This is a genomic window from Nocardiopsis sp. NPDC055824 (assembly GCF_053616335.1).
In genome coordinates this window covers 1-26,702 of record NZ_JBSHDN010000040.1, presented here as the reverse complement: position 1 = coordinate 26,702, position 26,702 = coordinate 1, and the positions used below count along the sequence as shown (strand labels likewise).

Below are 26,702 nucleotides of genomic sequence, written 5' to 3'. Positions count from 1 at the left end.
GAGTCCGGACGGGCACAGGTTGGCCAGCGCGAGCGACGACCGGACAGTGCAGGTGTGGGACCTGGATTCGCAAGAGGACCCCCACGTCCTCACCGGCCACAACGACGGGGTGTCGTCGGTGGTGTTCAGTCCGGACGGGCACAGGTTAGCCAGCGCGAGCGACGACCGGACAGTGCGGGTGTGGGAAGCCGAGTCCGGACAGCAGCTCCGTATCCTCACCGGCCACAACGACGGGGTGTCATCGGTGGTGTTCAGTCCGGACGGGCACAGGTTGGCCAGCGCGAGCGACGACCGGACAGTGCAGGTGTGGGACCTGGATTCGCAAGAGGACCCCCACGTCCTCACCGGTCACGACGACGGGGTGTCGTCGGTGGTGTTCAGTCCGGACGGGCACAGGTTGGCCAGCGCGGGCCAGGACGGGACAGTGCGGGTGTGGGAAGCCGAGTCCGGACAGCAGCTCCGTATCCTCACCGGCCACGACGACGGGGTGTCGTCGGTGGTGTTCAGTCCGGACGGGCGCAGGTTGGCCAGCGCGGGCCAGGACGGGACAGTGCGGGTGTGGGAAGCCGAGTCCGGACAGCAGCTCCGTATCCTCACCGGCCACGACGGAGAGGTGACCGCGGTGGTGTTCGACCCGGACGGGCACAGGTTGGCCAGCGCGGGCCAGGACGGGACAGTGCGGGTGTGGGAAGCTTCGCATCTTGACGTGGACGCTGCCGAGGAACATATCTGCACAGCACTCCGCCGAGAACTCACTGACGATGAGCAGTCGCTGTATCTGCAAGGTGTGCCGAACGCACCAGTGTGTTCGACATGACACACTGCCACGATCTCTTGCTGAGAGCTCATCTGACCCGCCCCTCCGCCCCCCGCGCCCTGGACCAGCGCGCGCTCTTGCGGTTCCTGCGTACCGTGGCCCGCGACGCTTCGCCCGGGACCGGGTGATCTGCCACCTGGCCTACTACGCGGGCCTGCGAGTGGCGGAGATCGTCGCGTTGGAGGTGGCCGACGTGCGGCTCTCGGTGAGGAAGGGGAGCGTGCGGGTGCGGGGCAAGGACCGGCCAGACGGCAAGGACCGCACCGTTCCGCTGCACGCCCAGGTGCGCACCACCCTGGAGGAGCTGCTCGACGGGCTCGGCCGACCCGCCGCCAGGCCGCTGATCCGCAATCGCGATGGCGCCGGCCTGTCCATTCGGGCCGCGAACACCGCCGTGCGCGCCCTGGGGGCCGCGGTGGGGATCGGCCCCGCCGACGACGGCGAAGCCTTCGGGCCGCACGTGCTGCGCCACGCCTTCGGCACCGACCTCGTGCGCGGCCGCGGCGAGGTGGCCTCCGCACCGGTCAACGTGGTCCTGGTCGCCGAGCTGATGGGCCACGCCGATCTGAACACCACCCGCCGCTACACCCTGCCCACCAACGCCGACAAGACCCGGGCGCTGGAGACGCTCACCACCGACCGATGAACAGACTGTTGCCCCTTTGGTTCGCCCCCGGGCAGGGGCGCGCACGGCCCCGGCCCCGGTGCGCGCCCGCCGCGGCGTGGCTCAGCCGCCGACCGGCCCGGCGGCGACCCGTTCGCCGCGGGTCGTCTCCACGACCAGGACGAACTGGTCGGGGACCCGGCCCCGGAGGTCCGTGCGGAATTCGTCCACCGGCGGCGGGGTGTCCCGGACCCGGACCTCGACGTGCATCGTCCTCGAAGCCGTGTACACGTGTGTCACCGACGAGTCCGGCTGTTCGGCGATCCACCGGTCGGCCGCCTCCTCGACCCGGTTGGTCCACACCGCCAGCAGGACGGTGGCCGCGGTGTTGGCGAGCAGGGGGACGAACACGACGGTGAACAGCAGGGCCAGGCCGAGGCGAGTCCTGCGCACCGAACGCCTGTCCCGGTGCTCCGCGGGCGTACCGTGGCCCGAGGCCGCGAAGACCACCATGCCCGCGCAGACCAGCGCGAGCAGGTTGGACAGGAAGAGGACGAGCGCCCCCGCCGTCAGCCACAGCGCGCCCTGTCCCAGGCACACTCCCGCCACCACCAGCGGGGGGACGAGCGAGATGGCGATGGCCACACCGGGCAGGACGGCTGCGACGTCGCGCCGGGACAGGCCCACCGCGCCTGCGGCGCCGGTGGCCAGGGCGGAGACGAGGTCCATGAGGCCGGGCGAGGTCCGGCCCGCGACCTGGCTGTTGCGCACGAGGTCGTAGCCCCCGGGCACCACCGCGGAGAACAGCACGCCGATGCCGATCACCAGCGCGCAGCCGAGGATGACCGTGCGGACGGCGCCCGTGCGGCGCTGGCGGACGGCTCCCAGGGCGATGCCCATGATCGGGGTGGACAGGGGGGCGATGATCATCGCGCCGATCACCGTGGCCGTGGAGTCGGTCATCACTCCCCCCGCCGCGACCACCGCCGACAGCGTCAGCATGGTCCAGAACGCCGACGCCTTGGCCCGGCTGTCCCCCGCCGACACGTCGAGGTCCCGGACCAGGTCCTGCGGGGGACGCAGCTGGGAGGCGGGGAGGACGCGTTCGAGGATGGCGCTGAGCATGGTGTCGAGTATCGCCAGGGAGACCTCGTGGGGGCCGGAGGCACGGCGTGGAGGCGGAGGGAACCTCCGCCGTGTCCGGGCGCCGTCCTCGCCGGGTTCCGGGGCGCTCTCAAGGTGCGGTGCTTGCGGGGCGCCAGGTCGGGGCCCGGGTCCGGGCAGCGCGGAGTGCTCCGGCGCCCGCCTTCCACCTCAGGCCCGTGCCCGCAGCAGCGGCAGGGGGCAGTGCTCCCCCGCGACACGGCAGAGGACGGCCAGGAGTGCGAACACAGCGGTGCCGACCGCCACGGCGGGGCCGAGCGGCGCGGGGAGCTCCTGGGCGAGGACGAGGACGCCCACGGCCAGGACGAAGACGCCGAACCCCTTGCGCAGCGCGCCCTCGGGCACCCGGGAGGCCAGTGGCGCGCCGAGGAGCGATCCCGAGACGGCGGCGACGGTGACCACGGCGACCAGCGTCCAGTCCGGGCTCACCGTCGTCAGGTACCCGGCGAGTCCGGCGAAGGACTTCATGGCGATCACGAGCAGCGAGGTCCCCACGGCGGCGGGCATCGCGAGGCCGCCGAGCAGTGCCAGGGCGGGCACCACGAGGAAGCCGCCGCCCGCGCCGACCAGGCCGGTGACGGCGCCCACGGCCAGGCCGTCGAGGACGATCCGCCTCAGGGGCAGACCGTCGCGCCGCCGCTCGCCGTCCCCGGCGGGGGTCTTCCCCCTGCCGAGGAGCATGGCCGCCGCGGTGGCGACCATCATGAGGGCGAAGGCGGTCATCAGCAGGGTCCCGGGGACGTGTCCGCCCACGAGGCCGCCGACGAATGCGCCCGCCATGCCGGCCGCCCCGAAGACCAGGCCGGTGCGCCACCGGACGTTGCCCCTGCGCGCGTGGGTGGCCGCGCCGACCAGCGACGTCACGCCGACGACGAACAGGGAGGCGGCCACGGCGCCCTTGGGGTCCATGCCCGCGACGTAGGTCAGCAGCGGGACCATCAGGATGGAGCCGCCGCCTCCGAGCAGTCCGAGCGCGAGCCCCACCACCAGGGCGGGGCCCACGACGAGGATCAGTGGGAACTCCATGCTTCGTCACTCTCCGTGGCGTGGTTCTGCGGGCGCGGCCGCGTGGGCGGTGCGCCCCTGGTCGGGCCGGGGGCGGGGGGTTGGGTCGGTCCGGTGCGCCGCCCCGTCCGGGCGGGTACCGGGGCGGGGCCGTCGCCGGGTGCCGGCGGGCCCCGCCCCTGTCGTCGTGCCGGGTCGGCGGCCGCTCAGGGCCGGGTGTCCCGTCCCTGCTTCCAGGCGGTCCAGCCCGTGTAGCTGCCGTCGAGTTCGACGACGTCGTAGCCTGCGCGGCGCAGGGCACTGGCCGCGACGGAGTTGCGCGCGCCCGCCTGGCAGTAGGTCACGACGGGGCCGTCGTCGGGCAGCTCGTCGAGGTGCCACAGGATCCGGCCCGCGCTGAGCTGGGCGGAGCCGGGGATGTGCCCCGCGGCGTGTTCGGTCCTGTTGCGCACGTCCAGGACGAGTGCGGCCCCGTAGTCCTCCAGCTGCGCGGGGGCGATGACGGCCGGAACGGTCGTCGGTAGGCCCTCGAGCCCGGTGGTGTAGCCGGTCACGCGGTCGATGCCGACTCGCAGCAGGTGGTCGCGCACCTTTCCGGCGGTGTCGCCGTCGGGGGCGAGGAGCACCAGGGGGCGGGTCTCGGACTCCGGGTCGTGGGCCCAGGCGCCGAAACTCGCGGCCTTGGCCGGGCCGGGGACGTTCAGCGCCCCGGCCACGGTGCCGCGGTGCACCTCGGTGTGGGGCCGGGTGTCGACGAACACGATCCGGTCCTCCTCCAGGGCGCTGCCGATCGCGGCGTTCGCGAGTTCGGGGAGCGGGGGCAGGGGACCCAGGATCTCGGGCCCCTCCCTGTTCTGGCGCTTCATCCTGGCGAAGTAGGCGTGGGCGTCGGGCTGTCCGTCGAGGAGTTCGTCGACGAAGCCCTTCTCGTCGTCGTCGCGCAGGTAGGGGCCCCACCAGGCGTTGAGGCGCTCGTATCCGACCGTGGTGGCCGGGAGCGCCCCGAGGGCCTTGCCGCACGCGCTGCCGGCCCCGTGCCCGGGGAGGACCTGGACGTGGTCGGGCAGGGTCAGGAAGGTGTCGCGCAGGCTGGCGAACAGGTGGCGCGCGCCCTCGAAGCGTGTGTCCTCTCCCCCGGCGGCCTCGTCGAGCAGGTCGGGGCGGCCGATGTCTCCGGCGAAGACGAAGTCGCCGGAGAGCAGGTAGCCCGGCTGGTCGCTGAAGGCCCCGTCGGTGATCAGGAAGGACAGGTGTTCGGGGGTGTGCCCGGGGGTGTGCCGGGCCCGCACGGTGATGTTGCCGACGGTGACGGTGTCGCCGTCCATGAGCCGTTCGGCGTCGAAGCCGTACTGCCAGTCCTCGCCGCCCTCGCCGGAGACGTAGGCGGTGGCGCCCGTCGCCGCGGCGAGTTCGCGTGTGCCGGAGAGGTAGTCGGCGTGGATGTGGGTCTCGGTCACGGCCACGATCCGCATGCCGTGCCTGCGTGCCAGGTCGAGGTACTCGCCGATGTCGCGGCGGGGGTCGACCACGAGGGCCTCTCCCCGGGCCTGGCAGCCGATGAGGTAGCTCGCCTGGGCGAGGTCGTCGTCGTAGACGCGTTCCAGCAGCATGTCTTCTCCTTGTCGGTGGTTGTCCGCCGCTCCTGCGGATACTCCGGGGAGTATGTGGAGGAGCGGGTGCGGCGATGGCTGCGGGCCGGTCCCGGCCCCGGGTTCGTGTCGGTGCCGTGTGGGCCCGGCGGTCGGCGCCGCTCCCGGGCCGCGACCGGGGCGGGGCCCGCGCGGTGGCCGGGGCCGCGTCCGGCGGGGCCGGCGGCGGCGCCCGGCCCGCGGGGGTCACCGGCGGGCGGCGATCCGTTCGAGGGAGTCCTCGATGTCGACGTGGCCGCGGGGCCGGTTGTAGGGCAGGCGGGCCAGGGCCGTGCCCATCATGCAGGTGTCGGTGACCGCGGCGAAGGCCAGTCCGGCGCCGATGAGACCGGCGAGCGCCACCGCGGGCGGCCACAGGAGGGAGGCGAGCACGGAGGTGAGCACGAGGCCCCCGGCGACCAGGCGGACCTGGCGCTCCAGAGCCCACCGCTCCCGTCCCCGCACGACGGGGGCTCCTTGGGCCTCCCAGGCGTTCATGCCGCCGCTCATCACCACTGTGTCCCGCAGGCCCGCCTCCGCCAGCCTGTCCTGGCACCGGCGGGCCCTGGCCCCGGACTGGCAGACCAGGACGAGGCCGCGCCCGGCGTCGGCGGCGATGCGCTCCAGGTGGTCGTCCACCCGCTGCAGGGGCAGGTTGACCGCTCCGGGGATGTGGGAGCTCTCGTACTCGGCCGCGGTGCGCACGTCCACCAGCAGGGTGTCGGGGTCGGTCTCGACCAGGCTGCGCACGGCGTGGACGTCGATGCTGTTGCCGCTCATGTGTCTCCGTGGGTTCTCGGACGGCCCGGGCGGGCCGTCGGTGGTTCGTGGGCGCCGTGTGGGCGCTGTGTGGGCGACCGCCCACCCCTCCATACCCCGGGGAGTATCGGGAGAGCGGACCGGCCCCTCGGGCGCGGCGAAAGGAAGGAGCCCGTGCCGTACGGTTCGGCCGCCCGATCATACCGGGGGGAGTATCCGAACTGCACAGACCCGCCCCTGTCGGAGCGGGAGGGTCCGGCCCCCGGCGCGGACGGCGCGCGGGCGCGCGGAGGGACCCCGCGAAGTCCTAGGCCAGGGCGAGGAAGAGCTTCTCCAGCTCCTCCTCGGTGAGCTCGGGCTCCTCGCCGCGGTCACGGGCAGTGTTGCAGTGCCGCATGCCGCTGGCGACGATCTTGAACCCGGCCCGGTCCAGGGCCCGGGAGACGGCCGCCAGCTGCTGGAGGACCGCCGCGCAGTCCTCGCCCTCCTCGATCATCGAGATCACACCGGAGAGCTGCCCCTGGGCGCGCTTGAGCCTCGTGAGGGCGTCGCCGACCATTTCAGGCTTCATCTGCATCCTTTCGCCTTATGGCCGCCAGCATACCCCCGGGTGTATCCGTTCCGACCGTTGGACGGGTCACACCCCCACCGGACGCCCTCGTCCCCGGCACCCCGCGGACCGTCCCGCCCAGCGATGACTTATCTTCTATGCAAGATAGAAAATAGATCGGCGGCCCGCCTCCCCCGGAGCGGCCCCGGGAGAGGCGAGGACGCGGATGCTTGCGTGGACCTACCGGCACTGGGCGGTCGCCGCGGCCGCCACCCTGGGCGCACTGGTGCTCCTGGGGGTGCCCACCGTACTGGTGCCCAACGGTTTCTTCACGAGGGAGATCGAGCCCACCTGGTGGTCCTACCCCGTCTGGGGCGCCGGCGCGGTGCTGTCCGGCCTGCTCGCCGCGACCTACGTCGGCAGGGGCGGGGAGCGGGAGGGGAACACACGTGGCGGCCTGGGCGGTGTCGTCCTGACCTGGCTGGCCATCGGCTGCCCGGTGTGCAACAAGCTCGTCCTGCTGGCGCTGGGCGCCTCGGGCGCCCTGGCGTGGTTCGCGCCGCTACAACCGGTGCTCGCCGTGGCCGGGCTCGCCCTCCTCGCCGTGGCCCTGCGGGCCCGGCTGCGCACCGCCGGCTCCTGCCCTCTCCCCCCCGCCCCGGGGCTGAGGCGCCGGCGCCCGCCGGGGTACGGGGCGGCGACCGCCTGCTTCCGCCGGGCTGCCGTCGACATGAGGGGCACCATGCGGCGGATGCGCCGGTGCGCCTCAGCGGTAGCCGGCCAGGCCGTCGGCCAGTTCTTCCCCGTCGCCGTCGCGGAGGGCGTAGAGGGCTTGCTGCAGGGCGAACGTGCCGCGGATCGCGGTGATGCGGGTGGCGAGCCCGTCGTCCGGCCGACCGCCCAGGGCGAGCACCCGCTCCAGGAGGCCGCGGCCGTGGCCGGCGCCGATAGCCGCGAGGTCCTCGGCCGGGTCGCCGAGTGCGACACCGTCCCAGTCGAGTACTCCGGAGAGGTGCGGCAGACCGTGCTCCCACTCCCACAGGACGTTCTCGGCGCCGAGGTCACCGTGCACCACGGCCCGGTCGACGTGGGGAAGGCCGTCGAGCACGGCGAGTTCCCGTTCGGCCCGCAGGCGCCCACTGTCGGACATGAGCGGGAACAGCTCTGCGCGTACGTCCTCAGCGAACCGCCGCCACCGGTCTTCCGGTTCCTGGGACAGAACCGCTCGTACCGTCTCGTCGGCACCGGCACGGGCCAGCCCGGACAGCAGCGCGGCGTACTGCGCCGCCACGGCGCCGGCCACTCGGGCGTCGTCGAGCGAGTCGGTCTCCAGCGGTTCCCCGGGGATGCGGCCGAGCACCAGGAACGGCTCCTCGTCGGTGCCGTGGGCGCCGCCCCTGAGCAGCGGCTCGGGTATGCGGAAGCCGAGGTCGAGGCCGGCGAGTGCCTGCAGTGCGGCCGCCCGCTCGGGCAGCCGGGCGGCCGCCGCCCGGCTGCGGGGCAGGCACACGACGCGGTCCGAGCCGATGACCACGGTGTGGAACTGCCCCTGGCGCACTGCGAGGCCGTCCGGTTCGTCGTGGGGCAGCAGACGGCTCAGCAGAGCGCGATGCGTCGTCCGGATGCTCATGGGAATGGCCTCTGGATCCTTCGATGGGTCGGGGGCGATGTGCGCGAAGTGCTGTCGGGCCGCGCCGGCGAAGGCGCCTCTCGCCGCGGACACGGGGTCCCGTTCCCGGCGTCGGGCGGCCAGGACGTCGGGGCGAGATGTTGGTGTTCTGGATCGTTGTCGCGGTGGGGGCGGTCGGTCCGTCCCCGCCTGCGAGCGCACGCCGGGCCGGTCACCCCTCGGCGCCGCCCTCGCGGTCCGCGAGGAACTCGTCGAGGAGGCGGAAGAGGACCTCGATCGCGCGGGCCTCGTGCTCGGGCGGCAGTTCCCAGGGGTTGTCCCAGCCCTCGGGCAGGGCGATGTGCAGGACCTGGCCGGGCCAGCCGTGGGTGCAGTCCCGTCCCCCGTGGGCGACCAGCCACTCGTGCCACCCCTCCAGCCCGGGTGCCCCGTGACGGGCCGAGCTCTGGTCGTACCCGGTCAGGAACGCGGTCATTGCGTGGAAGGTGGCGCGGCCGACGAACATCCCCGGCCGCTTGCCCACACCGGCGAAGTACTCGCGTTCACTCATCTCGTTGACTCTGGTCATACTTCCGCTCCCTCGCGTGATCGCGGTCATGGCCCGAAGTCTGCCCCGGCCGCAGGTACCGCATCCGGTCGACCGTCACCGGGAGCGGCCGGAACCGGCGACGGCACCGACAGCTTCGGTTTCTGGCACCGATCTTGCGGTGCGTCACGTTCCATGGGCCGGTCGGAGCAGAAGCAGGAGCACCTCACGGCTCTCCGAAGCGCGCACGTGGCTCCAGGGCCCAGGCCTTCGCGCCCCTTCTGAGCCGACCGCGAGACCGGTGCCAGGCCCCGAACACGACAGTGCTCGTGAGCGTGGAGACGTCAGTGGTCGGTTTCCGGATCAGCCGCTGATCGTCCGTACACGAGCCCCGGGTGCTCAGCTCTCCCCGCCACCGGCCTCCTCGATCGCCTCGACCAGTGCGACGGCCCGACGGAGCACGTGGTCCAGGCCGTCCTGTGGCATCCGCCCCTGGCGCACGGCCGCCTCCACCCCGCTCAACATCGCGCACACCTCCGCAGGCGACTCCAGGCCCGTCGGGGGCCGCGTACCGCATGCGGCCAGGACGCTGTCGGGGGTGGGGCGGTCAACGGGGTCCTTGGCCAGGCAGGCGGAGACCAGGTCCTTCAGCGGCCCGGTCAGTCCGCTCAGGTCGGGTTCGGAGTGGATAATACGGTGGGTGATCGCGTGGGCGGGGCCCTCGCCGAACGGGCTGCGGCCGGTGGCGGCGAATGCCAGCACGCACCCGAGGGAGAACACGTCGGAGGCGGGTCCCACCGAGGCCCCGGTGACCTGTTCGGGGGACATGAAGGCGGCGGTGCCCAGCACGGCGTGGGTTCGGGTGTAGGAGGTGGCGTCCAGGGCGCGGGCGATGCCGAAGTCGATCAGGCGGGGCCCGTCGGCGGCCAGGAGGACGTTGCCGGGCTTGAGGTCGCGGTGAACGATCCGGCATGCGTGCACCGCGACGAGTCCCTCGGCCAGGCCCGCGCCCAGGGCGGCGACCGAGTCCGCCGGGAGCGGGCCGTGCTCGCGGACCGCCGCGTACAGGGTGGGCCCGGGGATATAGGCGGTGGCCAGCCAGGGCGGGTTCCCGTCGGGGTCGGCGTCCACAACCTGGGCGGTGTGGAACCCGCCGACCCTGCGGGCGGCCTCGACCTCGGCGGCGAAGCGGCGGCGGAACTCGGGGTCTTCGGCGAGCTCGGGGTGGACGACCTTGATCGCGACGTCGCGTCCGCCGGGGGAACGGCCCAGGTACACCCGGCCCATGCCGCCGGCGCCCAGGCGACCTGAAAGCCTGTAGGGGCCGATCCGCTCGAGGTCTGGGTCCATCTCCAAAGGCCTGGTCTTCGACACGGCGTCCCTGGGAAGCGGAGGAGTCTTGTGACGCAATCGCCGCCTGTTGAAGACCATCACTCCGACGGCGGCGAGCACGAAGACGACCACGATCACCCAGGAGGGCCAAGGGAAAATGGTGAAATTCGGCATAGGGCGACGGTAGCCGGACCCAGGGGGCGCCAGGCCGTTCGCGGACGGTCGTCACCGTTTGGAGAGCGGGCGCCGAAGAACTGGCCGCCGACCCGCCAAGGGCGAGTTCACCGTCGACCCGGCCGTGTGGTTCAGCCTTCTCCCCCGAGCACTCACCGACAGCGCAGGAGGAGCGCTGACGTCCCTGGGATGTCTGGCACCGATCCTGTGGTGCGTCACGTTCCATGACTCGGTCGGAGCAGAAGCAGGGACACTTCACGGCTCCTCGAAGTGCGCACGTGGCTCAAGAGCACAGGTCTGCGCGCCCCTTCGTGAGCCAACCGCGAGACTGGTGACAGAACCCGTCCCCGCGGCCGTCAACACGAGGATCCCGCCGGGCCCGAAGGACTTTCAGGACCACGGGGGACGGGGGCCTCCCCGCCCCGGTCCGACTCCTGCCCCGGCGCCTCGGAGGGCCGTGTCGGCTCCGGCCCCGCGGCCTCCCCGCGCTGGCGGTACCAGCCGCGGAGCCCGACCGCCAGGAGCAGGAGGCCCACCGCCGCCAGCAGAACGGTGTCGGCCCCCGATCCGCCGACCCCGAAGACCCACTCCTGGACGCCGTGCGCCGCCTCGGTGAGGCGGCCCGTTCCGCCGAAGAGGGTCGCCGTCCCCTGCGAGGTGAGGAACAGGACCCCGACCCCGATGAACAGCAGGCCCGACAGCAGGGCGGTGGTGTGCAGTTCCACCGGGCCCAGACGGAGGGTGCGGCCCCGCAGCCAGCGGCGGGATCCGAGGTCGTAGCGGTCCCACAGCAGCGCCAGCAGGAACAGCGGCGCGGCCATGCCCAGGGCGTAGACCGCCAGGAGCAGGGCGCCGCGCACGGTTCCGCTGGTGGCGGCGACGGTCAGCACCGCGCCCAGGATGGGGCCGGAGCAGAAGCCCGCGAACCCGTACACCGCTCCCAGGGCGAAGACCGACACCCCGCTGGTCCTGCCGGCCAGGCGCCCCTGGATGCGCTGTGCCAGGCCGGAGGAGAAGCCGAAGCCCGCGATCTGGGCGAGGCCGAAGGCGATGACGAGCCATCCGGCGACGGCGATCAGGAGTTCCCGCTCTCCGTAGACCAGGCGGCTGACCAGCGCGGATCCCGCCCCCAGGGGGACGAGGGTGGTGCACAGCCCGAGGTAGAACACCGTCGTGCGCACGAGGAGGCGGCGCGGGTCGCGGAAGGCGTAGCCGAAGAAGGAGGGGAGCAGGAGCGCGCTGCAGGGGCTGAGCAGGGCGAGCACACCGCCGGCCAGGGCGGCGGCGAAACCGATGTCGGTCACTGCCGCCCACCCCCGGTCCCGGCGGCCTCCAGGGAGCTGTCGATGACCGCCTCGAACACCTCCAGGGGCTGGGCGCCCATGACGGCCTGGCCGTTGATCAGGAAGGCCGGGGTCGAGGTGACACCGATCGAGAGACCCTCGGAGAAGTCGCGTTCGACCTGCGCGGCCGCGGCGTCCGCGGCGCGGTCCTCGTCGAACCGCCCGGCGTCCAGTCCCAGTTCGTCGACGACCCCGGCGAGGGTCTCCTCGGTATCGCTCTCGCCCGACTCCTCGGTCGCGGCGTAGTAGGCCTCGTGGAACTCCCAGAAGGCGCCCTGCTCGGCGGCGGCGCGGGAGGCCCGGGCGACGTCCTCGGAGGTGTCGGTGATGACGGGGAAGTCCCGCCACTCGATGCGCAGGTCGCCGGACTCGACGTAGTGCGCCAGCTCGGGCTGGGTCTCCTGTACCCAGCGGCCGCAGTAGGGGCAGTGGTAGTCGGAGTAGACCACCATGACGACCGGCGCGTCGACGTCGCCCAGGGCCGTGGGGTCGTCGGCCTGTCGACGGGCCATGGGCGCGTCGGCCCCGGCGGAGGCCGTGTCCGGAGCCGCGTCCCCGGGCCCGTCGGCGGCGGCCCCGGACGGGGCGCCCGACGCGCCCGCCTCCTGTGCCGCGCCCGTCTCCTCCGCGGGGTCCTCGGAGAACCGCACCACGGCGACCGCGGCGGTGACCAGGAGCAGGGCCGCGCCCGCCGCCAGCGGCACCTTCCAGGAGGCGCCGCCGCGGGCAGCGGTTCCGTCTCCGGAGGAGCGGCCCGCGGGCTGCGCTCCCCGCTTCGGGGCATCGGACATCGTCGGCCTCTTTCCTCACCCGGCAGTTGTTTCTATCCAACATAGTAGAGCCGCTAAGGTGGATAGAAACACGAGTCGGGGGTGTGCCGCCCCGGCCCGCGCCTCCGCCCGACGGGACGGCGGAGGCCCCCGGGGACCGGTGGCGGGCGGCCGAGGACGGCCCCGTCAGTGCCTGTTGTCGGCGAGCGGACGTGCCTGATCGTGTTATCGGCCGTTGGTGCGGCTGTGCTCGGCCAGGAGCGTGAACCCGGGACGGTCGACCGATGCGGCGGTGGCCGAGAGGACGGCGACGCCGGTGCCGGTGCTGCGGTCGAGTCCGAGCCAGGACCGGAAGCCGCCGGTGCCGCCGTTGTGCCAGGTGATCGGTCGACCCTCCGCCTGGATCGTGATCCATGCGGCGCCGATGCGGGCGCCGACGCCGAACGGGGCGATCGGATCGAGTGCGGCGGTGCCCGGGGCGCTGCCGTCGAGTACCGCCGCCGTGAAGCGGGCCATGCCGGTGATGGAGGCCCGGATGCCGCCTGCCGGTCCGATTCCCTCCCCGGTCCAGGGTTGTCGCGGTCGTCCACGGAGGCTTCTGCCGTCGAGCGCCCCGGGGCGAAGCTCGTCGGCCGTCCCCGGGACGTAGAAGCGGTCGAGTTCCAGCGGGGTGGCGATGCACTGTCGGACGAGCTCCGGATAGGTGGTCGTGGCGGCGCGGGCGAGGGCGTGTCCGAGAAGTTCGAACCCGAGGTTGGAGTAGCGGGACCGTGGCGTGCCCAGCGGAGTGCGCCGGGCCTGGTCGAGGAGCTGTTCGAGGTCCTCGCCGTAGGGGTTGGTTCCGTGTCGCCACAGGGCGAAGGTGCGCCGCCACGGTCGTGCGGATCCCGGTAGCCGGGGCAGGCCGGAACGGTGTGTGCTGAGCGATCGCAGTGTCACTCGTGCGGCGGGGGCGTCGCCCAGGGGCAACAGTTCGCCGAGGCTCGTGTCGGGGGTGATCTCGCCTCGGGCGAGGGCGTCGGCGTAGAGCAGCCCGGTGACCGCCTTCGCGATCGAGCCGATTTCGAAGTCGGCGTCGAAGCCGGTTCCGCGGCTCGCCACGCGCATGCCCTCAGGCGTGACCACGGCCGCCGCGGCGACCGGGTGGCGCGGGCCCAGCAGTGCGCCGAGCCTGGTGACGAGCTGCTGGTCGCCGTGTGTCCCGGCGGTCATGACCGACCGCCGAACAGGCCCCGACCGGCGTACCTCTTGTGGAATGCCTGTTTCGGAACACCCAGGCCGGCGGCGGTTCGCAGCCATGTGGCGCCGTTGTCGCGAGCGCGGCGCACCGGCACCGCTTCGCTGCGTTCCGTCTCGGCGCGGAGCCGCGCCAGGGCGCGCAATCCCAGCAACGGGTCGTGGTCGGCCGTCGATGCCGCGAGCTCGGTCAACTGTTCCATATCCATAAGTCAACCGTAGTTGACCGCCACCCGGTTCGTCAACCAAAATTGACTCCACTGGCCGAAGAACGCCTCCCGGACGCTGTCGAGGCGCGTGTGAACATGACTGGGCGACGGGCGTGATCACAGCAGCGGACAAGACGATGAACGAGCTGTTCAGCGGGCTACCGGTCCGGCAGTCCACCAAGCTCGTCCGGCAATTGCGGCGCGAGGGCGCCGATCCTCCGTTCAAGGGGAGGCCGTGGAAGCTCACCTTCGAAGACCGTGTCCCGCTGATGACTGCCTACTGGCGCACTGATCTCACGACCGTGCGGGCACGCAAAGGGATCAGCCGGCGGCGCACTGGCAGTGCGGGATCAGCACCGCGGCGAGCGCCGACGCGACCGTGAACACCAGGGGCAGCGCCACGAGCGCGGCGGTGGCCCAGGTGCGGGCCCACGCCCTCCAGGGCCGGCACCGCTCGGGCGGCCGGACCTGGCGGCGCACGCGTTCGACCGGGCACGCTCCGCCGATGGACAGGGTCTGCGGCGCCCCGGCCGGCGCGGCCCCGGCGAGGGAGCCCAGTGCGTGGACCAGGGGGCGCATCCCGACGGCGCGCACGGCGTGGTCGTCGGCGGCCCACTCCACCAGGACGGGGACCTCGCGCGCCGCGGCGCGGAACAGGGGGACGCCGGGGAAGGCGCGATCGAGCAGCCGGGCCCAGGCGACGACGAGGTGGTGCCGGCCGCGCAGGTGCGCCCGCTCGTGGGCCAGGACGGCGCGGGCCTGGGGGTCGGTGAGCGCGCCGAGGGCGCCCCGGGTGATGACGACGCCGCCCCGGCTGCCGGGGACGCAGTAGGCGCCGGGCTCGGCGGTCTCCAGCAGCCACACGGGCTGGCCGTGCAGGCGTCGGCGCTGCGCCGTGGCCAGGAGGCCGTCGTGGTGGGTGCGCCTCCAGGACAGGCCGGCCCGCCCCTGGCGGGCGGCGGTCCACAGCAGGCGCAGGAGGGCGGCCAGCGCCAGTGCCGCCCCGGCTGCGATCCCCCACCCGGCGTGATTGCGCTCCAGGGCCTGCAGGAGGCTGACGCACGCCGCCAGGACGCCCTTGACCGAGGGGCCCAGGAGGTCGGCGGCGAGCACCGCGAGCAGGGTCGCGCAGGAGAGCACCCAGGCCGCGGTGGCCGCGGTCCACAGCGCCAGCATGGTGCGCGGGCCCGGGTCGCAGGAGCGGGCGGTGCGGCGCAGGAGGCCGGGGCCCCTGACCCCGAGCGCGGCCACGGCGCACAGGGCGGCGAAGGACCAGATCACGGTTCCTCCTCGCCCGGCACCTCGGAGAGCAGGGCGCGCAGGGCGCGCACGTCCTCGGGCTGCATGGTGTCGACGAAGCGCAGCAGTGTCGCCTCGGAGTCGCGGCTGCCGGTCAGCGCCTCGTGCATCACCTCGGCCGCGTGCGTCGAACGGTCGCGCAGGGGGCGGTAGAACCACAGTCGGCCGATCCGCTCGCGGTCGACCCACTCCTTGCGCCGCAGGTTCTCCAGGACGGTGGAGGTGGTGGTGTAGGCGATCTCGTGGTCGGTGAGCCCCTCCAGGACACCGCGCACGGGCAGGGGCTCGGGCGCCCGCCAGAGCACCTCCATGACCGCGGCCTCCAGTGGTCCCAGCCCAGCGATCATCGCACCCGTACCCCGCATCGACGTCGAATTCTCCCTCAGCATAGTGATCACGCGCCTCCCCGTTCGCGGTCGGCGCCGTGCGGGGGGAACACGGTGTAGGAGTCGGCGCCGCCGTCGCCGGGGACCGCCGCCACGGCCGTGCCGCCCGCCGTCCCGGCCACCGGGATCCGCCAGTCGCCGCGTCCCAGGAGGGCGCCGTCGGCCATGGAGCGGACGCGGTTCTCCCCGTCGAGCGCGGTGTACAGGTACCCGGAGACGATGCCGACGGGCCGCTCCCCCGGGTCCGCCCCCACCGTCCACGCCCGGCTCCCGGAGGCCCGGTCCCACCCCGCGATGACGGGTTGGCCGGAGCGGGCGGAGGTCCCGGCGACGGCAGCGCGCCCGTGCTCGTCGCCCACCGACACGGGCGGAGCCCCCGCGAGGGGCTCCGCCAGGGCGCGGCCGTCCCTCAGGTCGTGGACGGTGAACGCCGCGGCCTCCCCCCGTTCCCAGGTGATGACCGCCCACGGAGCGGAGCCGCTGGCGGGGCGGGGGCCGTAGGTGAGGGAGGTCTTCCCCGGTTCCCCTTCCAGGGTGTCGGGGACGGGCAGGTCGGCGTGGTGCCAGAGTTCGTCCCCGGAGCGGGCGTCGACCGCGCGCAGCGCGCCGTCGCGGTGGAGGACCACGGTGCCCTGGTACTCGTGCAGGACCGCCCCGCCCCGGCTCTCGTCCGCGACGACCTCCCCGGTGTCCGCGGACAGGGCGACGGCGGGGCCGGTGTCGGCGCTCATGACGGTGTGGGCGACCTGCGCGAAGACCAGCCCCGGTCCCACCCAGGTGCCGGGCACCTCCGTGGGGCCCCACACCCTGCGTCCGGTGGAGGGGTCCAGGGCGGCCGCGGTGGTCCGGGCGGCCAGGAGTCCGCGGTCGGGGGCCGCGTCGCTGTCGAGCAGCACGACCAGGTCGTCGCCGCCGTGCGTGCGGGTGAGGGTGAACCCTGTACAGCTCGGGTTGCGTTCGGTGGTCCAGCGGGTGCGCCCGTCGGCGTCCGTGCCCACGAAGTGGAGTTCGCCGCCTCCCTCCGGCGTCACGGGTCCGACGAACCCGGTGTCGGTGCCGCGGGGGTCGGAGGAGTAGGGCGTGGCCCGCCCGGCCGCTCCGTCGAGGACGCCGGGGAGCAGGTGCGGCTCCACCGCCGCGGCCGGGGCCTGGTCCCCGTCCAGGGGCAGGGCGTCGGCGGGGGCCGCGAGTTCGGGTCTGCCGCAGGCCGCGAGGGCCAGGAGCAGGCAGAGGGCCGCGGCGGCGGACGGTCGGCGGACCGCCGTCCCCCAGCGGGGCGGGGTTGCGTGGGAGGGGCGGCGCGGGCGGCGGGGGCCGTCCACGACGGGGCTCACGGCCGGCGTCCCGCGTCGCGCAGGGCGAGGTCGACGGCTCCGGTGAAGGACTCCAGCGGCTGGGCCCCCAGGACGGGGTCGCCGTTGACCAGGAAGGCGGGTGTTCCGCTGATCCCCATCGTCTGCCCCTCGGCGAAGTCCTCCTCGACCGCCTTCTCCGCTTGGGCACTCTCCAGGTCCCGCGCGAAACGCTCCGTGTCCAGGTCCAGTTCCTGCGCGACTCCCTCCAGCCGTGTGCGCAGGGCCGCGTCGTCCCCGGTGAACTCCCGCGGGGCCTCGTAGACGAGGGCGTGGTACTCCCAGAAGGCGTCCTGCTCGGCGGCGGCCGCGGCGCCCAGGGCCAGGAGGCGGGAGTCGTCGCCCAGGTAGGGGAACTCCCGCCACTCGATGCGCAGCAGGCCCTGCGCGACGTAGGTGTCGGCGAGCTCGGGCTGGACCCGGCGCACCCATTCGCCGCAGTAGGGGCACAGGTAGTCGGAGTAGGCGACCATGACGACCGGTGCGTCCACCGCTCCCATGGCGCGAGGGTCGCCGGCCTGTCTGCGGGCGAGCTCCTCTCCCGCCTCCCTCATGTCCTCGTTGACGGTGGCCGCCGGTTCCCCGCCCGCCCCTGCCGAGGGGGTCCGGAGCAGCTCGGCCCTCACGAACAGGAGGACGAGGGCCAGGGCCACGCAGGCCGCTCCGGTGAGCACCAGGGCCGGTGCGATCGGGCGTCCGGTCCGTTCCGGCATGGAGGGCACCTCCGGTGTCGCGCGCTGGCGCGGGGTCTCGTGGTTCTCGTCCTGGGTGGTGCGGAGGGTGCCGGACCGCGGCACGCCGCGGGGGCGGGCCCCTCCCGCACCACACTCTTCTATGGAAGATAGAAGCCATTCTATGCAGGATAGAGAGAGGTTGGGGATCGAGGAGTATTGCTACAGGCCGCGGCGGAGGACCTTCCCAAGCCCACCGGCCGGTGGTGAGCACCGCCAACGCCCGGGTCTTGTCCACCTCCGTGGGCAGGGTGTGGCGGCGGGTGGTGTTGAGGTCGGCGTGCCCTTCAGCTCCGCGACCAGCACCCCGTCGACCGGCTCGGAGGCGAGGTCGTCGCGACCCGAGTGGACAGCGCGCCGCCGGGGTGATTGCGGTCCGCTCCGATCCTGCCGACTGGAGGCAACGAAACGCGGCGGATCCGCGCGATTTCGCGCCTTATTTCCTCCCCGGGGTCAGAGACAGAAGCCTGCCCCGTTTCCCCGACCGCGCACGAGGACATGAGCCCCGGTGACCTCCTCTGAACCGATTCCCGGAGGAACCATGACCGGCCAGCAGACCGCTCGCCCTACCGCCGTGGACTACCCGTTCGGCCCCGCCATCGAACTCGGCCTCGACGCCGCCTACGCACGCGTGCGCGCCACCCAACCCCTCCAGAGCGTCCGCATGCCCTACGGCGAGGATGCCTGGCTGCTCACCCGCCACGACGACGCGCGCGCCGTGCTGGCCGACCCCCGCTTCAGCCGGGCCATGGCGTGTGAGCGGGGCGAGGCGATGCCGCGGGTGGAGGCCGAGTCCCGCCTGCCACCCACCGCTCTGCTCTTGACCGACCCCCCGGACCACACCCGCCTTCGCGAGCTCGTCCCCCGCTCGCTGACCGCGCGAAGGGTGGAGGAGTCGCGGCCCCGCATCCGCGAGATCGCCGAAGGGTTCACCTTGGCCATGGCCGACTCCGGACCACCGGCCGATGTCGTGGAGCATCTGGGATTCCCCTTGCCGGTGGCCGTGATCTGCGACGCGCTCGGTGTCCCGCCCGAAGACCACCGGCTGTTCCACCGGTGGGGGCGGGCATTCATGGCGGTCAGCGCGTTCCCCCCCGCCTACGTACAGGCGGCGATGAAGGAACTGCGCACCTACCTGGGCGGTCTCATCGCGCAGCGGCGCGCCGAGCCGCGTGAGGATCTGCTCTCCGGCATCGTCGCCGCCGCCGACGCCGACCCTTGCGTCAGCGAGTGGGCCCTGGTCAATCTGGCATCGGCGTTGCTCGTCGCCGGCCACGAGACCACCGTCTCCCAGATCTCCAACTTCGTGTACACATTGCTGAACACCCCCGGCGCCTGGCGGCGACTGCACGCGGACCCGGGGCTGGTGCCGTGTGCGGTCGAGGAGCTGTTGCGTTTCATCCCGCTCACCACCCACGCCGATTCCGTGCTCTATGCCCGCGAAGACGTGGACCTGAGCGGCGGCCGGGTCCGTGCGGGGGAGCCCGTGCTGGTGTCGATGGCCGCGGCCAACCGCGACCCCGCGGTGTTCCCCTCGCCCGATCACCTCGACCTGGAGCGCAACCCCAACCCGCATCTGGGTCTGGGCCACGGCATTCATCATTGCCTGGGCGCGTCTTTGGCGCGGCTGGAGCTGCAGGAGGCGCTGTACGCGCTCACCAAGCACTTCCCAGACCTGGAGCTGGCCGTGCCCCTGGAGGATCTGGCGTGGACGCAGGGGTACATCACCCGCGGACTCACCACTCTCCCGGTCAGATGGTGAATCCACTGAGTGGTGCCTCGGTTTGACAGGTCGGACACCTCGGTGTGTGGAGGTCATTCAGGTCTGGGTCCTGGATCCCTGGTGACTGCCTTGATGGAGTTCGTGGTGCTCTGCTGGGTGACTGCTGCCGGCTCAGTAAGTGCTGGAGGCCGGCTGGGCCGGCGCGATCGCGTTCGGCAAGCCCTTCATCGCCAACCCCGACCCGCCCCACCGCCTGGTCCAGGAGACACCGCTCAACGAACTGCGACCGAAGGTCATCTACGGCGGCGCTGGGGCTACACCGACCACCCCTTCCCGGCCGACCGACCGAACCGTTGCACCCGACCCGGGGAGAGCGGTGAGGGCCCCTGTCGCGCGGGGCCTCGCAGCATCCAGGAAGGCCTGGGACCAAGCAGGGACGGACCGAGTGCACCGGAAACGGAGCAGGGGTATGCGGTTGAGTGAGCAGAGTTACCTCGTGTTGCTCGCCCTGCCCGAGGGACGGCAGCACGGCTACGGGGTGATCGTCTCCGTGCGCCGACTGGCCCAGAACAGGCTCAGACGCGACGCGGTCACCCTGAACGAGGCGTTGGAGCGCCTGACGGTCCGGGGACTGGTGCGGGCCTCGGGAGAACAGGCGGCCGACCGCCGCTCCCGGCTCATCGGTCGGGGCGCCCCATGCACCCCAACAGCCTCACCGAACTGATCCGCGACATCGGTATCCCCGGAACAGCGGTGCGCACATCCGCGCTGCGCCAACTCGTGCTCCAGGCCCCCCGCACCGGTCATCGCCCAGGCGCTGGGGTCCCACGCCAAGACCACCACCCGGGTCGTTGCCCAGGCTGGAGGAACCTGGAACCGCTACGCACCCAGCGACCACACACAGTGATCACGGTGGCGGAAGCCACGGAGAACACAGATCACTCGATCAACGACTCCTACCAGTCTCGCCCCCAGGATGGGGCGGCGGGGCCGCTCCCCCGCACGAGGAGGCCGGTCCGCCCCGGGGGAACCCGCCTCCGCCGGGGAAGGGGGGATCGGCAGGCCGTGGCTGCCTCCGGGCACGGAAGGATAGAAACGACCTCATGACCGATGTGAACCACACCCAGTCCGTGCCCGAGCGGCTCGTCGACCTCGCCGCCGCCCGGACCCGCCACGGCGACCGTGTCGACTTCCTGGTGCCCATGCTGCAGGTGGGCGACCCGCTCGCCGACGCCGTCATCGCCGAGTTCGACGAACACGGCCGTTCCGCCCGCGCCGCCCTCCAGCGCGGCCTCGCCGAGGGCCGTGCGAGCGTGCCGGACGCCCCGCCGGCGGTCGACGCCCTGCTCGCCCACGCAGAGACCGTGCCCGCATGGGTCTCACAAGAACTCCTGGAGCAGGGCGACCGGCCCTCGCTCGCCGTGCCGTTCCACTGGAGGAGCCTCGCCTTCTCCGTCGGATCGCTGACCCACACCTACAGCTCCCCCTCGATCGCGCGACTGCTCGTGGGCACCGGCCGGCTGACCTCGACGGCGCCGCGCCGGCTCGCCGAGACCGGACTGTGGAACGCCTCGGCGATCCTGCCCGGCGGCCTGCTCCACGGCGCCTCCGGCCTCGTGCAGACCGTGCAGGTCCGGCTGCTGCACGCACGCGTCCGCGCCACGGCCACCAAGCACGGCTGGGACTCCGAGCGGTGGGGGGTGCCGATCAACCAGGCCGACGTCGCACGCACATGGCTCGACTTCACCGTCGTGCCGTTCAAGCTCCTGGAGGGCATCGGCTACCGGCTCACCGAGGAGGAACAGTCCCTCCTCTACCGCTACTGGTGGTACGTGGGCCGCCTGCTGGGCCTCGACGAGGAGTTCTTCCTCGGCATCGAGGACCACGAGCAGGCCGGCGAGCTGCTGGACCTGCTCGACTCGACCTCCGCCGCACCGGACGAGAACAGCAGGCAACTCGTCGGGGCTCTGTTCGACGCCGCCGGCGCCAATCTCGCCTCCGCCCCGCAGTCGCCGATGGACAGGGCGGGCTGGCGCGACCTGATGCACGCACTCGCCCACCGTTTCCACGGCGAGAAGGCCACAGCCATGGGCATCCCGGAGTCACCCCTCACGGCGGTGCTGCCGTTGATCGCGGCGGGCGAGGCCAAGGCGCGCAGCTACCAGCTACAGGTCCCCGGAGCGTTGCGGCAGGCCGAGGAGGTCGGCATCTCCGCGATCCGCGGCCTCGCCGCCACCCTCACCGACAGCACCGCCTACCAGGACCACGTCTCGCCCTCCTGAGCCGTGGCGCCGCGGCCGGGGGCGTCGACGGCGTCCCCTCGAACGTCGCCGCGCTCCCGCCCGGCGGATCAGGCGACCCTGTGGTGGGGGCTCGAGGACGTCCCCGCGGGCGGCGGGCCCGGCGCCGCGGCTCAGGCGCGGGTTCCCGGAGCGCCCCCGGCGGCGGTGCGTTGCCGGTGCCCCGTCACGACGTGTCGTCGGGCTAGGGGAACACGTTCGCGGGAGCGGCGGAGTTCTTCGAGGACGCCGGCGCCAGGGCGCGCAGTGTGTCGGCGGTGAAGCCGTCCAAGGGGTAGAACAGCTCGATCGCCAGCTCCGACAGCGTCACGTCGGCCGGTGCGCCGAAGGTGGCCATGGTGCTGAACAGCGCCAGTTCTCCGAAGGGGGTGCGCAGGCGCAGCGGCACCCGGATGGGGTTCGGCCCGTCCGCCGGACCGGTGCCGGCGTCGGCGGGCTCCTCGGCGGCGGGATAGCACGACACCTCCTCGTAGAGGGCCCGCAGGTCGGCGTCGGCGGTGGTGTTGACCTGGTGCAGCAACCGGTCGAGGAACAGCTCGCGCACCTCGCCCAGGTTGACCAGGCGCGCGGCGAGGCCCTCGGGGTGCAACGCCAGTCGGAACACGTTCGGCCGGGGCTCCGACAGGTGCGCGGGAACGCCCTCCATGAGGACGGACATGGCGGAGTTGCCCCGCACCACGTTCCACAGCCGGTCCACGACGACGGCCGGGTACGGCTCGTGCGTCGCCAGGACGGTCTCCAGGGCCGAACTGACCGAGGCCATGTACGCGTCGTCGGGGCTGCTCTCCCGGTAGGCGGGGGCGTACCCTCCGGCCAGCAGCAGGGTGTTGCGCTCGCGCAGGGGGATGTCCAGCGCGGCCGACAGCCGCAGCAGCATCTCCCGGCTCGGGCGGGCCCGCCCGGTCTCCATGTACGACAGGTGCCGCGCGGAGGTGTCGGCCAGCAGGGACAGGTCGAGCTGGCTGAGCTTGCGGCGTCGGCGCCAGTCCCGCAGCAGGGGGCCCGCGGTCGACGGCTCTCGCGTTTCCATGCCCGGAAGCATAGGTCCTCGGTCTGCGGGGGAGCCGCCGCCATGACCTCGGAGGTTATTGAGGCGCTGAGCGGACGGTGGGAGTCTTTCTCCCCACGCGGCCCGTACGGGCCGCACGAAGGAGAAGGAGCCGGTATGAACGCATCGATCGTGGCGGGTTCTGCCGCGCGCACGGCGATCGGCGGCAGGGCGGCGGAACAGCTGCGCACCGTCCTGCGGATCGACGGCTGGAGCACCGCGGTCTTCGGTGTGGTCCTGCTGGCCGCCGGTCGGCCGTTCGTCGAGGTGCTGGGACTCCCGCTCGCCTGGTCGGTCCCGTTCGGTGTCGCCATGCTCGGCGGCGCCGCCGCCCTGGGACTGATCGCCGGTTACCCGGCCGTCCCGGTCCGGTACACCGCCCTGGTCGTCACGGGCAACGCGCTCTCCTGCGTGGCTCTCGTGGTCCTGGTGTTCGCGGGACCGATCCCGCTCACCGGTCCGGGGACGGCGTTCCTGCTGAGCGGAGCGGTGGTCGTGGCGGTCTACGCGGGACTGGAGTTCCTGGCTCTGCGGAGGGCCATGGCGCGGTGACCGGTGGGACGCCCGCGGAGGCCCCGGCGGATCCACCGTCGGGGAAGCGCACAGGGCGGCCCCCTCGGAGGGCCGTGGACGGGAGGAGAACGATCATGACCACGGAGGAGGAACGGCCCGTGCGAGGAGACGACGTGCAGGAGGCGGCGCGGGAGGAGTTGCGCGGCCTGGTGGCGGCCCAGCAGCGGGCCTGGGCCGCTGGCGACGGGGCGGCGTTCGCGGCGGCCTTCACCGAGGACGCCGACTTCGTCGCCGTCGACGGCTCCCACCTGCGCACCCGGGCCGGGATCACAGCAAGCATGCAGGAGGGGTTCGACACCTTCATGGCGGGCACCCGTCTCACCGACCCGCAGGCATGGCACATCCGTTTCGTCGGTTCCGACCTGGCGGTGGTCGTCACCAGCGGTGTCTGCGTGCTGTGGCCGGGCGCTCGCACCGGTCGGCCCGAGGACCTGTCCATCCAGACACGCGTGGCCGTCCGCGAGAGCGGAGCATGGCTGTTCACCTCCTTCCAGAACGGCCGCATGCGCCCGCCGGAGCCGCCTCCGGCCCGCTGAGACGGCCCCGTTCCCCGGTGGCCGCGGACGGTGTCCCCGTATCGGCAGGGAATCCTGACGTGGCGCGGGGCCGCCGTCCCATCGCCTTCGGGCCGGTCGGCCCCGTCCCCGCAACGCGAGGCGCCCGGACACCGGAGTCGTCAGCGCGGGCGGCCGACCCTGCCCCGGCCCGCTGCCCCCGGGGGCGTGCCGATACCTTTCATCCATGCTGTTTCACGTGCACGCCGAGGACCGCCCCGGGCTGGGGTCCGAACTGTACGACCTCGCAGAGGAGCACTGGTCCTACATGGACCGGTTCGAGGACCGGTTCCTCCTGCGGGGCCCCACCCTGGACGACGACGGTGAGGAGCACACGGGAAGCGTCCACGTGGTCGAGGTCCCCGACCGCGCCGCCGCGGAGCGGTTCGCGACCGAGGAGCCCTACTGGTCGGCCGGCCTCTACACCGGATACACGGCCCTCCGCGCGGTCCTCCTGTCCGACCGCAAGCCGGACACGGACGGGGAGGAGGCGCCCCACACGCTGGTCACCGGTGTGTGGGCCCCGAGGCCCCGTTCCGGAGGTGAGTCCGACCTGCTGCCGTCGGATGCCGGCCCCGGCGGCAGCCTGCACTTCACGGCACTCCTCGTCGACGACGACGGGACCGCCACGACCGGGATGATCGCGGTCGTGCGGGCTCTGCCGGACGAGGCGGTGGAGGTCGTGCGGCCGTTCGCGGATCGGCTCGCGGACGCCCCGGCCGCGCTGTCCGCACAGCGCTGGTGCCGCGGCGGACGCAACTAGTTCGTGCGTCCCGGGTTGTTCCGGGCCCGCTCCCACCGGCGAACTTCCCCTCGCCGCGCCTCCGCGCCCGTGAAGCCCGGACGGGCTGTACACCGCACGTCGTCGTGCGAGTGATCGCCCGGACGACCGCTCATCGACCGAAAGCCTTCGGAAAACACTCCCCGGGGCCGGGGGAGGTCAACGGCAGGTGGAAACGGGTGTAGGCCGGAAACTCCTCGACCGGGGCGAATCCGAGCCTGCGCAGTACGGCGGCGCTCGGATCGTTGCCACGGGTGACGCCCGCAAACATGTCGGTGGCGCCCAGGACGGTGAAGGCGCTCCCGATGAGAGCGGCGCAGGCCGCGCCCGCCCGGCCCTTCCCGGTGGCGGCCCGGGCGAGCCAGTAGCCCAGGCCGTAGTGCGGCGGAGCGGCCGCGATGATGCTGACCTGGCCCACCAGGCTCTCGCGCAGCCGTATGCCGTAGGCGCGTTCCTTCCCGGCGGAGTGGGCCAGTGCCTCCTCGATCTCCTCCACAGAAGCCCGGACCTGTTCGGTGAAGTCGCCGTGACGGGTCAGATGGACGGTGTCGGCCTGCAGGAGAGCCCGGATGCCGGCGGCGTCGGCGGGGGTGAGCACGCGCAGGGACACGTCGGGGATCCGGGTGGGCAGCGTCTCCGGCAGAGTCCCGAGCGGGGGGTGGACCATGGCGGCCACGATAGAGGGGCCCGGGCTCACGGGCGACGGGATATCGTGCGGGCCCGCTCCCCCGCCGGTGTACGCACGGCGGCGTTCGGCGGTGGAGAGCTGCCACCGCGCCCACCCTGCGCCCCGCGACCGGGAAACAGGACGGTCGTCGGCGCCGGTTCGGGTCATCGCTGTCGGAGCCCGGTCAACGGACCTCCTGGAGGGAGGCGGCGGCCGCGAGGAGGCAGGAACCGAACTCCTCCTCTCCGCCGGCGTCGACCCACCGCTCGAAGGCCTCCTGGTAGAAGGCCGCGGCGACCCGCGCCACGATCCTCGCGGAGCCGGGCTCCACGCCGCGCTGCACCAGCGCGTCGCCGACGGCCCCGGCGAGGTCCGCGAGCTTGGTGCGGTCGCCCTCCTGCAGGTCGGGGCTCGTCTCGATCACGGCTCGGCGTTCGACCGCGTGGTCGACGTAGTCGGCCAGGCGGGCACCGACCTGGGAGAAGGCGCTGAAGACGGCGGTCACCGGGGCGTCGTCCGCATCTGCGGCGAGGACGGCCTGCGCCACGGCGGCGGACAGCCGTTCCGAGCCGCCGAACAGGACCTCGCGCTTGTCGGGGAAGTAGCGGAAGAACGAGCGCCGGGTGATGCCCGCGCGCTCGGCTATGCGCGCCACGGTCACGTTGTCGTACCCGTGGTCTGTGAACAGTTCCAGTGCGGCCTGCTCGAGCCGCCCCTGTGTGCCCGGGTTCCATCTCGCCATGGACCGACCCCAACGGTGACGACACCCTGGGACGTCACCCGGCGAGGTCGCTCCTGTCGGACCTGGGCGAACAGGGAGGAGCGACGACGTCGACCACGCGCGACGGCGGGGTACGGGTTCTGGAGCCACCGGCCGACAGCCGCGCGCGACCGGGGGTCCGGCTGGTCGCCCCGTCCGGGAGGGGGCCGGGGCAGCCCGGGGCCCCGGTCGTCGGAGAGGCCGATCGTCCTCGCCACGGGCTAGATTGGGGCCTTCGCCGCCCGAGCAGGAGGCGGTCCCTACGGAGGAGCCGGCCATGTCGACAACAGCAACCGCGAACACCCACGCAGCGGTGGAGGAGTTGCTGCGCAGGATCGGTGAGGGCGACCCCGAGCGCATCGCCGAACTGTACGCCGATCGGGGCGACTGGAAGCTGAGCTGGCCGCAGGCCGAGCACGGCCGCGCCGCCACGCCCTGGATCCGCCACCGCTCCACCCGGGCCGACGCGGCCGCCCACTACCGCGAGATCGCCGAACACCATGTGCCGGAGCAGGTGGCGACCGAGATCGAACGCGTCCTCGTCGACGGGAACGACGCGGTCGTGCTCGGGGAGATCCGCCAGACCGCCCGGCCCACCGGACGCGCGTACCGTGCCCGGTTCGCCATGCACCTCACCTTCGAGGACGGCCTGGTCACCAGGCACCACGTCTACGAGGACAGTCTCGCCGTCGCCGAGGCCTTCGACGCCGACGACCGGTGAGGGCTTCCCTCGGAGCCTGCCCCTGACGTAGGACGCCCTTCCCGGGGCGCGGTTCGGGGA

At 73.1% G+C, this 26,702-nt stretch carries 28 protein-coding genes and 1 pseudogene; 10 read left to right on the top strand and 19 right to left on the bottom strand.

Annotation, left to right across the window (positions count from 1 at the left end; translation table 11 throughout):
* Both ACWGL3_RS11405 and ACWGL3_RS11400 read left to right on the top strand, forming a co-directional pair.
* Positions 1–817: WD40 repeat domain-containing protein (locus tag ACWGL3_RS11405; protein ID WP_452461227.1), on the top strand; the 817-nt coding region annotated here is incomplete at its 5' end.
* 124 nt (positions 818–941) lie between these two features.
* Complete coding sequence (locus ACWGL3_RS11400) at positions 942–1,463, top strand: tyrosine-type recombinase/integrase (protein WP_452461226.1); 522 nt, start codon at positions 942–944, stop codon at positions 1,461–1,463.
* A gap of 81 nt (positions 1,464–1,544) precedes the next feature.
* Here ACWGL3_RS11400 and ACWGL3_RS11395 read toward each other — a convergent pair whose 3' ends face one another.
* From ACWGL3_RS11395 to ACWGL3_RS11375, 5 genes are all read right to left on the bottom strand, one after another.
* Positions 1,545–2,546 carry a DUF389 domain-containing protein gene (locus ACWGL3_RS11395; RefSeq protein ID WP_452461225.1) on the bottom strand — a complete coding sequence of 334 codons (1,002 nt, stop codon included), beginning with the start codon at positions 2,544–2,546 and terminating at the stop codon, positions 1,545–1,547.
* 189 nt (positions 2,547–2,735) lie between these two features.
* Positions 2,736–3,611, bottom strand: a complete 876-nt coding sequence (locus ACWGL3_RS11390) for a sulfite exporter TauE/SafE family protein (RefSeq protein WP_344184318.1) — start codon at positions 3,609–3,611, stop codon at positions 2,736–2,738.
* A gap of 185 nt (positions 3,612–3,796) precedes the next feature.
* Positions 3,797–5,200, bottom strand: coding sequence for an MBL fold metallo-hydrolase (locus ACWGL3_RS11385; RefSeq protein WP_352986159.1), 1,404 nt, complete (start codon positions 5,198–5,200; stop codon positions 3,797–3,799).
* A 225-nt stretch (positions 5,201–5,425) separates the two neighbouring features.
* Positions 5,426–5,998, bottom strand: a complete 573-nt coding sequence (locus tag ACWGL3_RS11380) for a rhodanese-like domain-containing protein (protein WP_344185111.1) — start codon at positions 5,996–5,998, stop codon at positions 5,426–5,428.
* Positions 5,999–6,284: 286 nt separating this feature from the next.
* The gene (locus tag ACWGL3_RS11375) at positions 6,285–6,536 is read right to left on the bottom strand and encodes a metal-sensitive transcriptional regulator (protein ID WP_267950408.1); all 252 of its coding nucleotides are present in this window, start codon (positions 6,534–6,536) and stop codon (positions 6,285–6,287) included.
* A gap of 217 nt (positions 6,537–6,753) precedes the next feature.
* On the opposite strand from ACWGL3_RS11375, the pseudogene ACWGL3_RS11370 reads away from it, so the two are divergent.
* A pseudogene (locus tag ACWGL3_RS11370) lies at positions 6,754–7,179 on the top strand (hypothetical protein); the annotation flags it as partial.
* A 114-nt stretch (positions 7,180–7,293) separates the two neighbouring features.
* Here the strand turns inward: ACWGL3_RS11370 and vph are convergent.
* The 11 genes from vph to ACWGL3_RS11315 form a co-directional block, all read right to left on the bottom strand.
* Complete coding sequence (gene vph, locus ACWGL3_RS11365) at positions 7,294–8,157, bottom strand: viomycin phosphotransferase (RefSeq protein ID WP_267944707.1); 864 nt, start codon at positions 8,155–8,157, stop codon at positions 7,294–7,296.
* Positions 8,158–8,368: 211 nt separating this feature from the next.
* Complete coding sequence (locus ACWGL3_RS11360; RefSeq protein WP_267944708.1) at positions 8,369–8,725, bottom strand: hypothetical protein; 357 nt, start codon at positions 8,723–8,725, stop codon at positions 8,369–8,371.
* A gap of 357 nt (positions 8,726–9,082) precedes the next feature.
* Positions 9,083–10,189 (bottom strand): serine/threonine-protein kinase, encoded by a 1,107-nt coding sequence (locus tag ACWGL3_RS11355; RefSeq protein ID WP_267944709.1) that lies wholly within the window; start codon positions 10,187–10,189, stop codon positions 9,083–9,085.
* A gap of 356 nt (positions 10,190–10,545) precedes the next feature.
* Complete coding sequence (locus ACWGL3_RS11350) at positions 10,546–11,493, bottom strand: cytochrome c biogenesis CcdA family protein (protein WP_452461224.1); 948 nt, start codon at positions 11,491–11,493, stop codon at positions 10,546–10,548.
* Positions 11,490–12,323 carry a DsbA family protein gene (locus ACWGL3_RS11345; RefSeq protein WP_452461223.1) on the bottom strand — a complete coding sequence of 278 codons (834 nt, stop codon included), beginning with the start codon at positions 12,321–12,323 and terminating at the stop codon, positions 11,490–11,492. Before ACWGL3_RS11345 ends, ACWGL3_RS11350 begins: the two co-directional genes overlap by 4 nt.
* A gap of 204 nt (positions 12,324–12,527) precedes the next feature.
* A complete protein-coding gene (locus tag ACWGL3_RS11340) occupies positions 12,528–13,514 on the bottom strand; it encodes a serine hydrolase domain-containing protein (protein ID WP_452461222.1) in 987 nt (328 codons plus the stop codon).
* Positions 13,511–13,747, bottom strand: coding sequence for a hypothetical protein (locus ACWGL3_RS11335; protein WP_452461221.1), 237 nt, complete (start codon positions 13,745–13,747; stop codon positions 13,511–13,513). Before ACWGL3_RS11335 ends, ACWGL3_RS11340 begins: the two co-directional genes overlap by 4 nt.
* 321 nt (positions 13,748–14,068) lie before the next feature.
* On the bottom strand, positions 14,069–15,028 hold the full coding sequence (locus tag ACWGL3_RS11330; RefSeq protein WP_452461220.1) for a M56 family metallopeptidase: 960 nt from the start codon (positions 15,026–15,028) through the stop codon (positions 14,069–14,071).
* Positions 15,025–15,393 (bottom strand): BlaI/MecI/CopY family transcriptional regulator, encoded by a 369-nt coding sequence (locus ACWGL3_RS11325; protein ID WP_452461219.1) that lies wholly within the window; start codon positions 15,391–15,393, stop codon positions 15,025–15,027. Before ACWGL3_RS11325 ends, ACWGL3_RS11330 begins: the two co-directional genes overlap by 4 nt.
* A gap of 47 nt (positions 15,394–15,440) precedes the next feature.
* On the bottom strand, positions 15,441–16,766 hold the full coding sequence (locus tag ACWGL3_RS11320) for an outer membrane protein assembly factor BamB family protein (protein ID WP_452461218.1): 1,326 nt from the start codon (positions 16,764–16,766) through the stop codon (positions 15,441–15,443).
* A complete protein-coding gene (locus ACWGL3_RS11315; protein WP_452461217.1) occupies positions 16,763–17,497 on the bottom strand; it encodes a DsbA family protein in 735 nt (244 codons plus the stop codon). Before ACWGL3_RS11315 ends, ACWGL3_RS11320 begins: the two co-directional genes overlap by 4 nt.
* Before the next feature lie 526 nt (positions 17,498–18,023).
* On the opposite strand from ACWGL3_RS11315, the gene ACWGL3_RS11310 reads away from it, so the two are divergent.
* The 3 genes from ACWGL3_RS11310 (at position 18,024) to ACWGL3_RS11300 (ending at position 21,520) form a co-directional block, all read left to right on the top strand.
* On the top strand, positions 18,024–19,277 hold the full coding sequence (locus tag ACWGL3_RS11310; RefSeq protein ID WP_452461216.1) for a cytochrome P450: 1,254 nt from the start codon (positions 18,024–18,026) through the stop codon (positions 19,275–19,277).
* Between the two features lie 436 nt (positions 19,278–19,713).
* A complete protein-coding gene (locus ACWGL3_RS11305; protein WP_267944719.1) occupies positions 19,714–19,962 on the top strand; it encodes a hypothetical protein in 249 nt (82 codons plus the stop codon).
* Between the two features lie 379 nt (positions 19,963–20,341).
* Positions 20,342–21,520 carry an oxygenase MpaB family protein gene (locus ACWGL3_RS11300; RefSeq protein WP_452461215.1) on the top strand — a complete coding sequence of 393 codons (1,179 nt, stop codon included), beginning with the start codon at positions 20,342–20,344 and terminating at the stop codon, positions 21,518–21,520.
* Between the two features lie 202 nt (positions 21,521–21,722).
* Here ACWGL3_RS11300 and ACWGL3_RS11295 read toward each other — a convergent pair whose 3' ends face one another.
* The gene (locus tag ACWGL3_RS11295) at positions 21,723–22,568 is read right to left on the bottom strand and encodes a helix-turn-helix domain-containing protein (RefSeq protein ID WP_267944722.1); all 846 of its coding nucleotides are present in this window, start codon (positions 22,566–22,568) and stop codon (positions 21,723–21,725) included.
* A gap of 135 nt (positions 22,569–22,703) precedes the next feature.
* Here ACWGL3_RS11295 and ACWGL3_RS11290 point away from each other — a divergent pair, with 135 nt between their 5' ends.
* The 3 genes from ACWGL3_RS11290 to ACWGL3_RS11280 all read left to right on the top strand — a co-directional run bounded on the left by ACWGL3_RS11290 (position 22,704) and on the right by ACWGL3_RS11280 (position 24,476).
* Positions 22,704–23,138, top strand: coding sequence for a hypothetical protein (locus ACWGL3_RS11290; protein ID WP_267944723.1), 435 nt, complete (start codon positions 22,704–22,706; stop codon positions 23,136–23,138).
* A 95-nt stretch (positions 23,139–23,233) separates the two neighbouring features.
* On the top strand, positions 23,234–23,695 hold the full coding sequence (locus ACWGL3_RS11285) for an SgcJ/EcaC family oxidoreductase (RefSeq protein WP_452461214.1): 462 nt from the start codon (positions 23,234–23,236) through the stop codon (positions 23,693–23,695).
* Between the two features lie 205 nt (positions 23,696–23,900).
* Positions 23,901–24,476: a YciI family protein gene (locus ACWGL3_RS11280; protein ID WP_267944725.1), complete on the top strand. Its 576-nt coding sequence runs from the start codon at positions 23,901–23,903 to the stop codon at positions 24,474–24,476.
* Positions 24,477–24,606: 130 nt separating this feature from the next.
* Here ACWGL3_RS11280 and ACWGL3_RS11275 read toward each other — a convergent pair whose 3' ends face one another.
* On the bottom strand, positions 24,607–25,161 hold the full coding sequence (locus tag ACWGL3_RS11275; protein ID WP_267944726.1) for a GNAT family N-acetyltransferase: 555 nt from the start codon (positions 25,159–25,161) through the stop codon (positions 24,607–24,609).
* Positions 25,162–25,345: 184 nt separating this feature from the next.
* A complete protein-coding gene (locus tag ACWGL3_RS11270; protein ID WP_452461213.1) occupies positions 25,346–25,903 on the bottom strand; it encodes a TetR family transcriptional regulator in 558 nt (185 codons plus the stop codon).
* Positions 25,904–26,198: 295 nt separating this feature from the next.
* Here ACWGL3_RS11270 and ACWGL3_RS11265 point away from each other — a divergent pair, with 295 nt between their 5' ends.
* A complete protein-coding gene (locus tag ACWGL3_RS11265) occupies positions 26,199–26,642 on the top strand; it encodes a nuclear transport factor 2 family protein (protein ID WP_267944728.1) in 444 nt (147 codons plus the stop codon).
* Positions 26,643–26,702 lie beyond the last annotated feature (60 nt).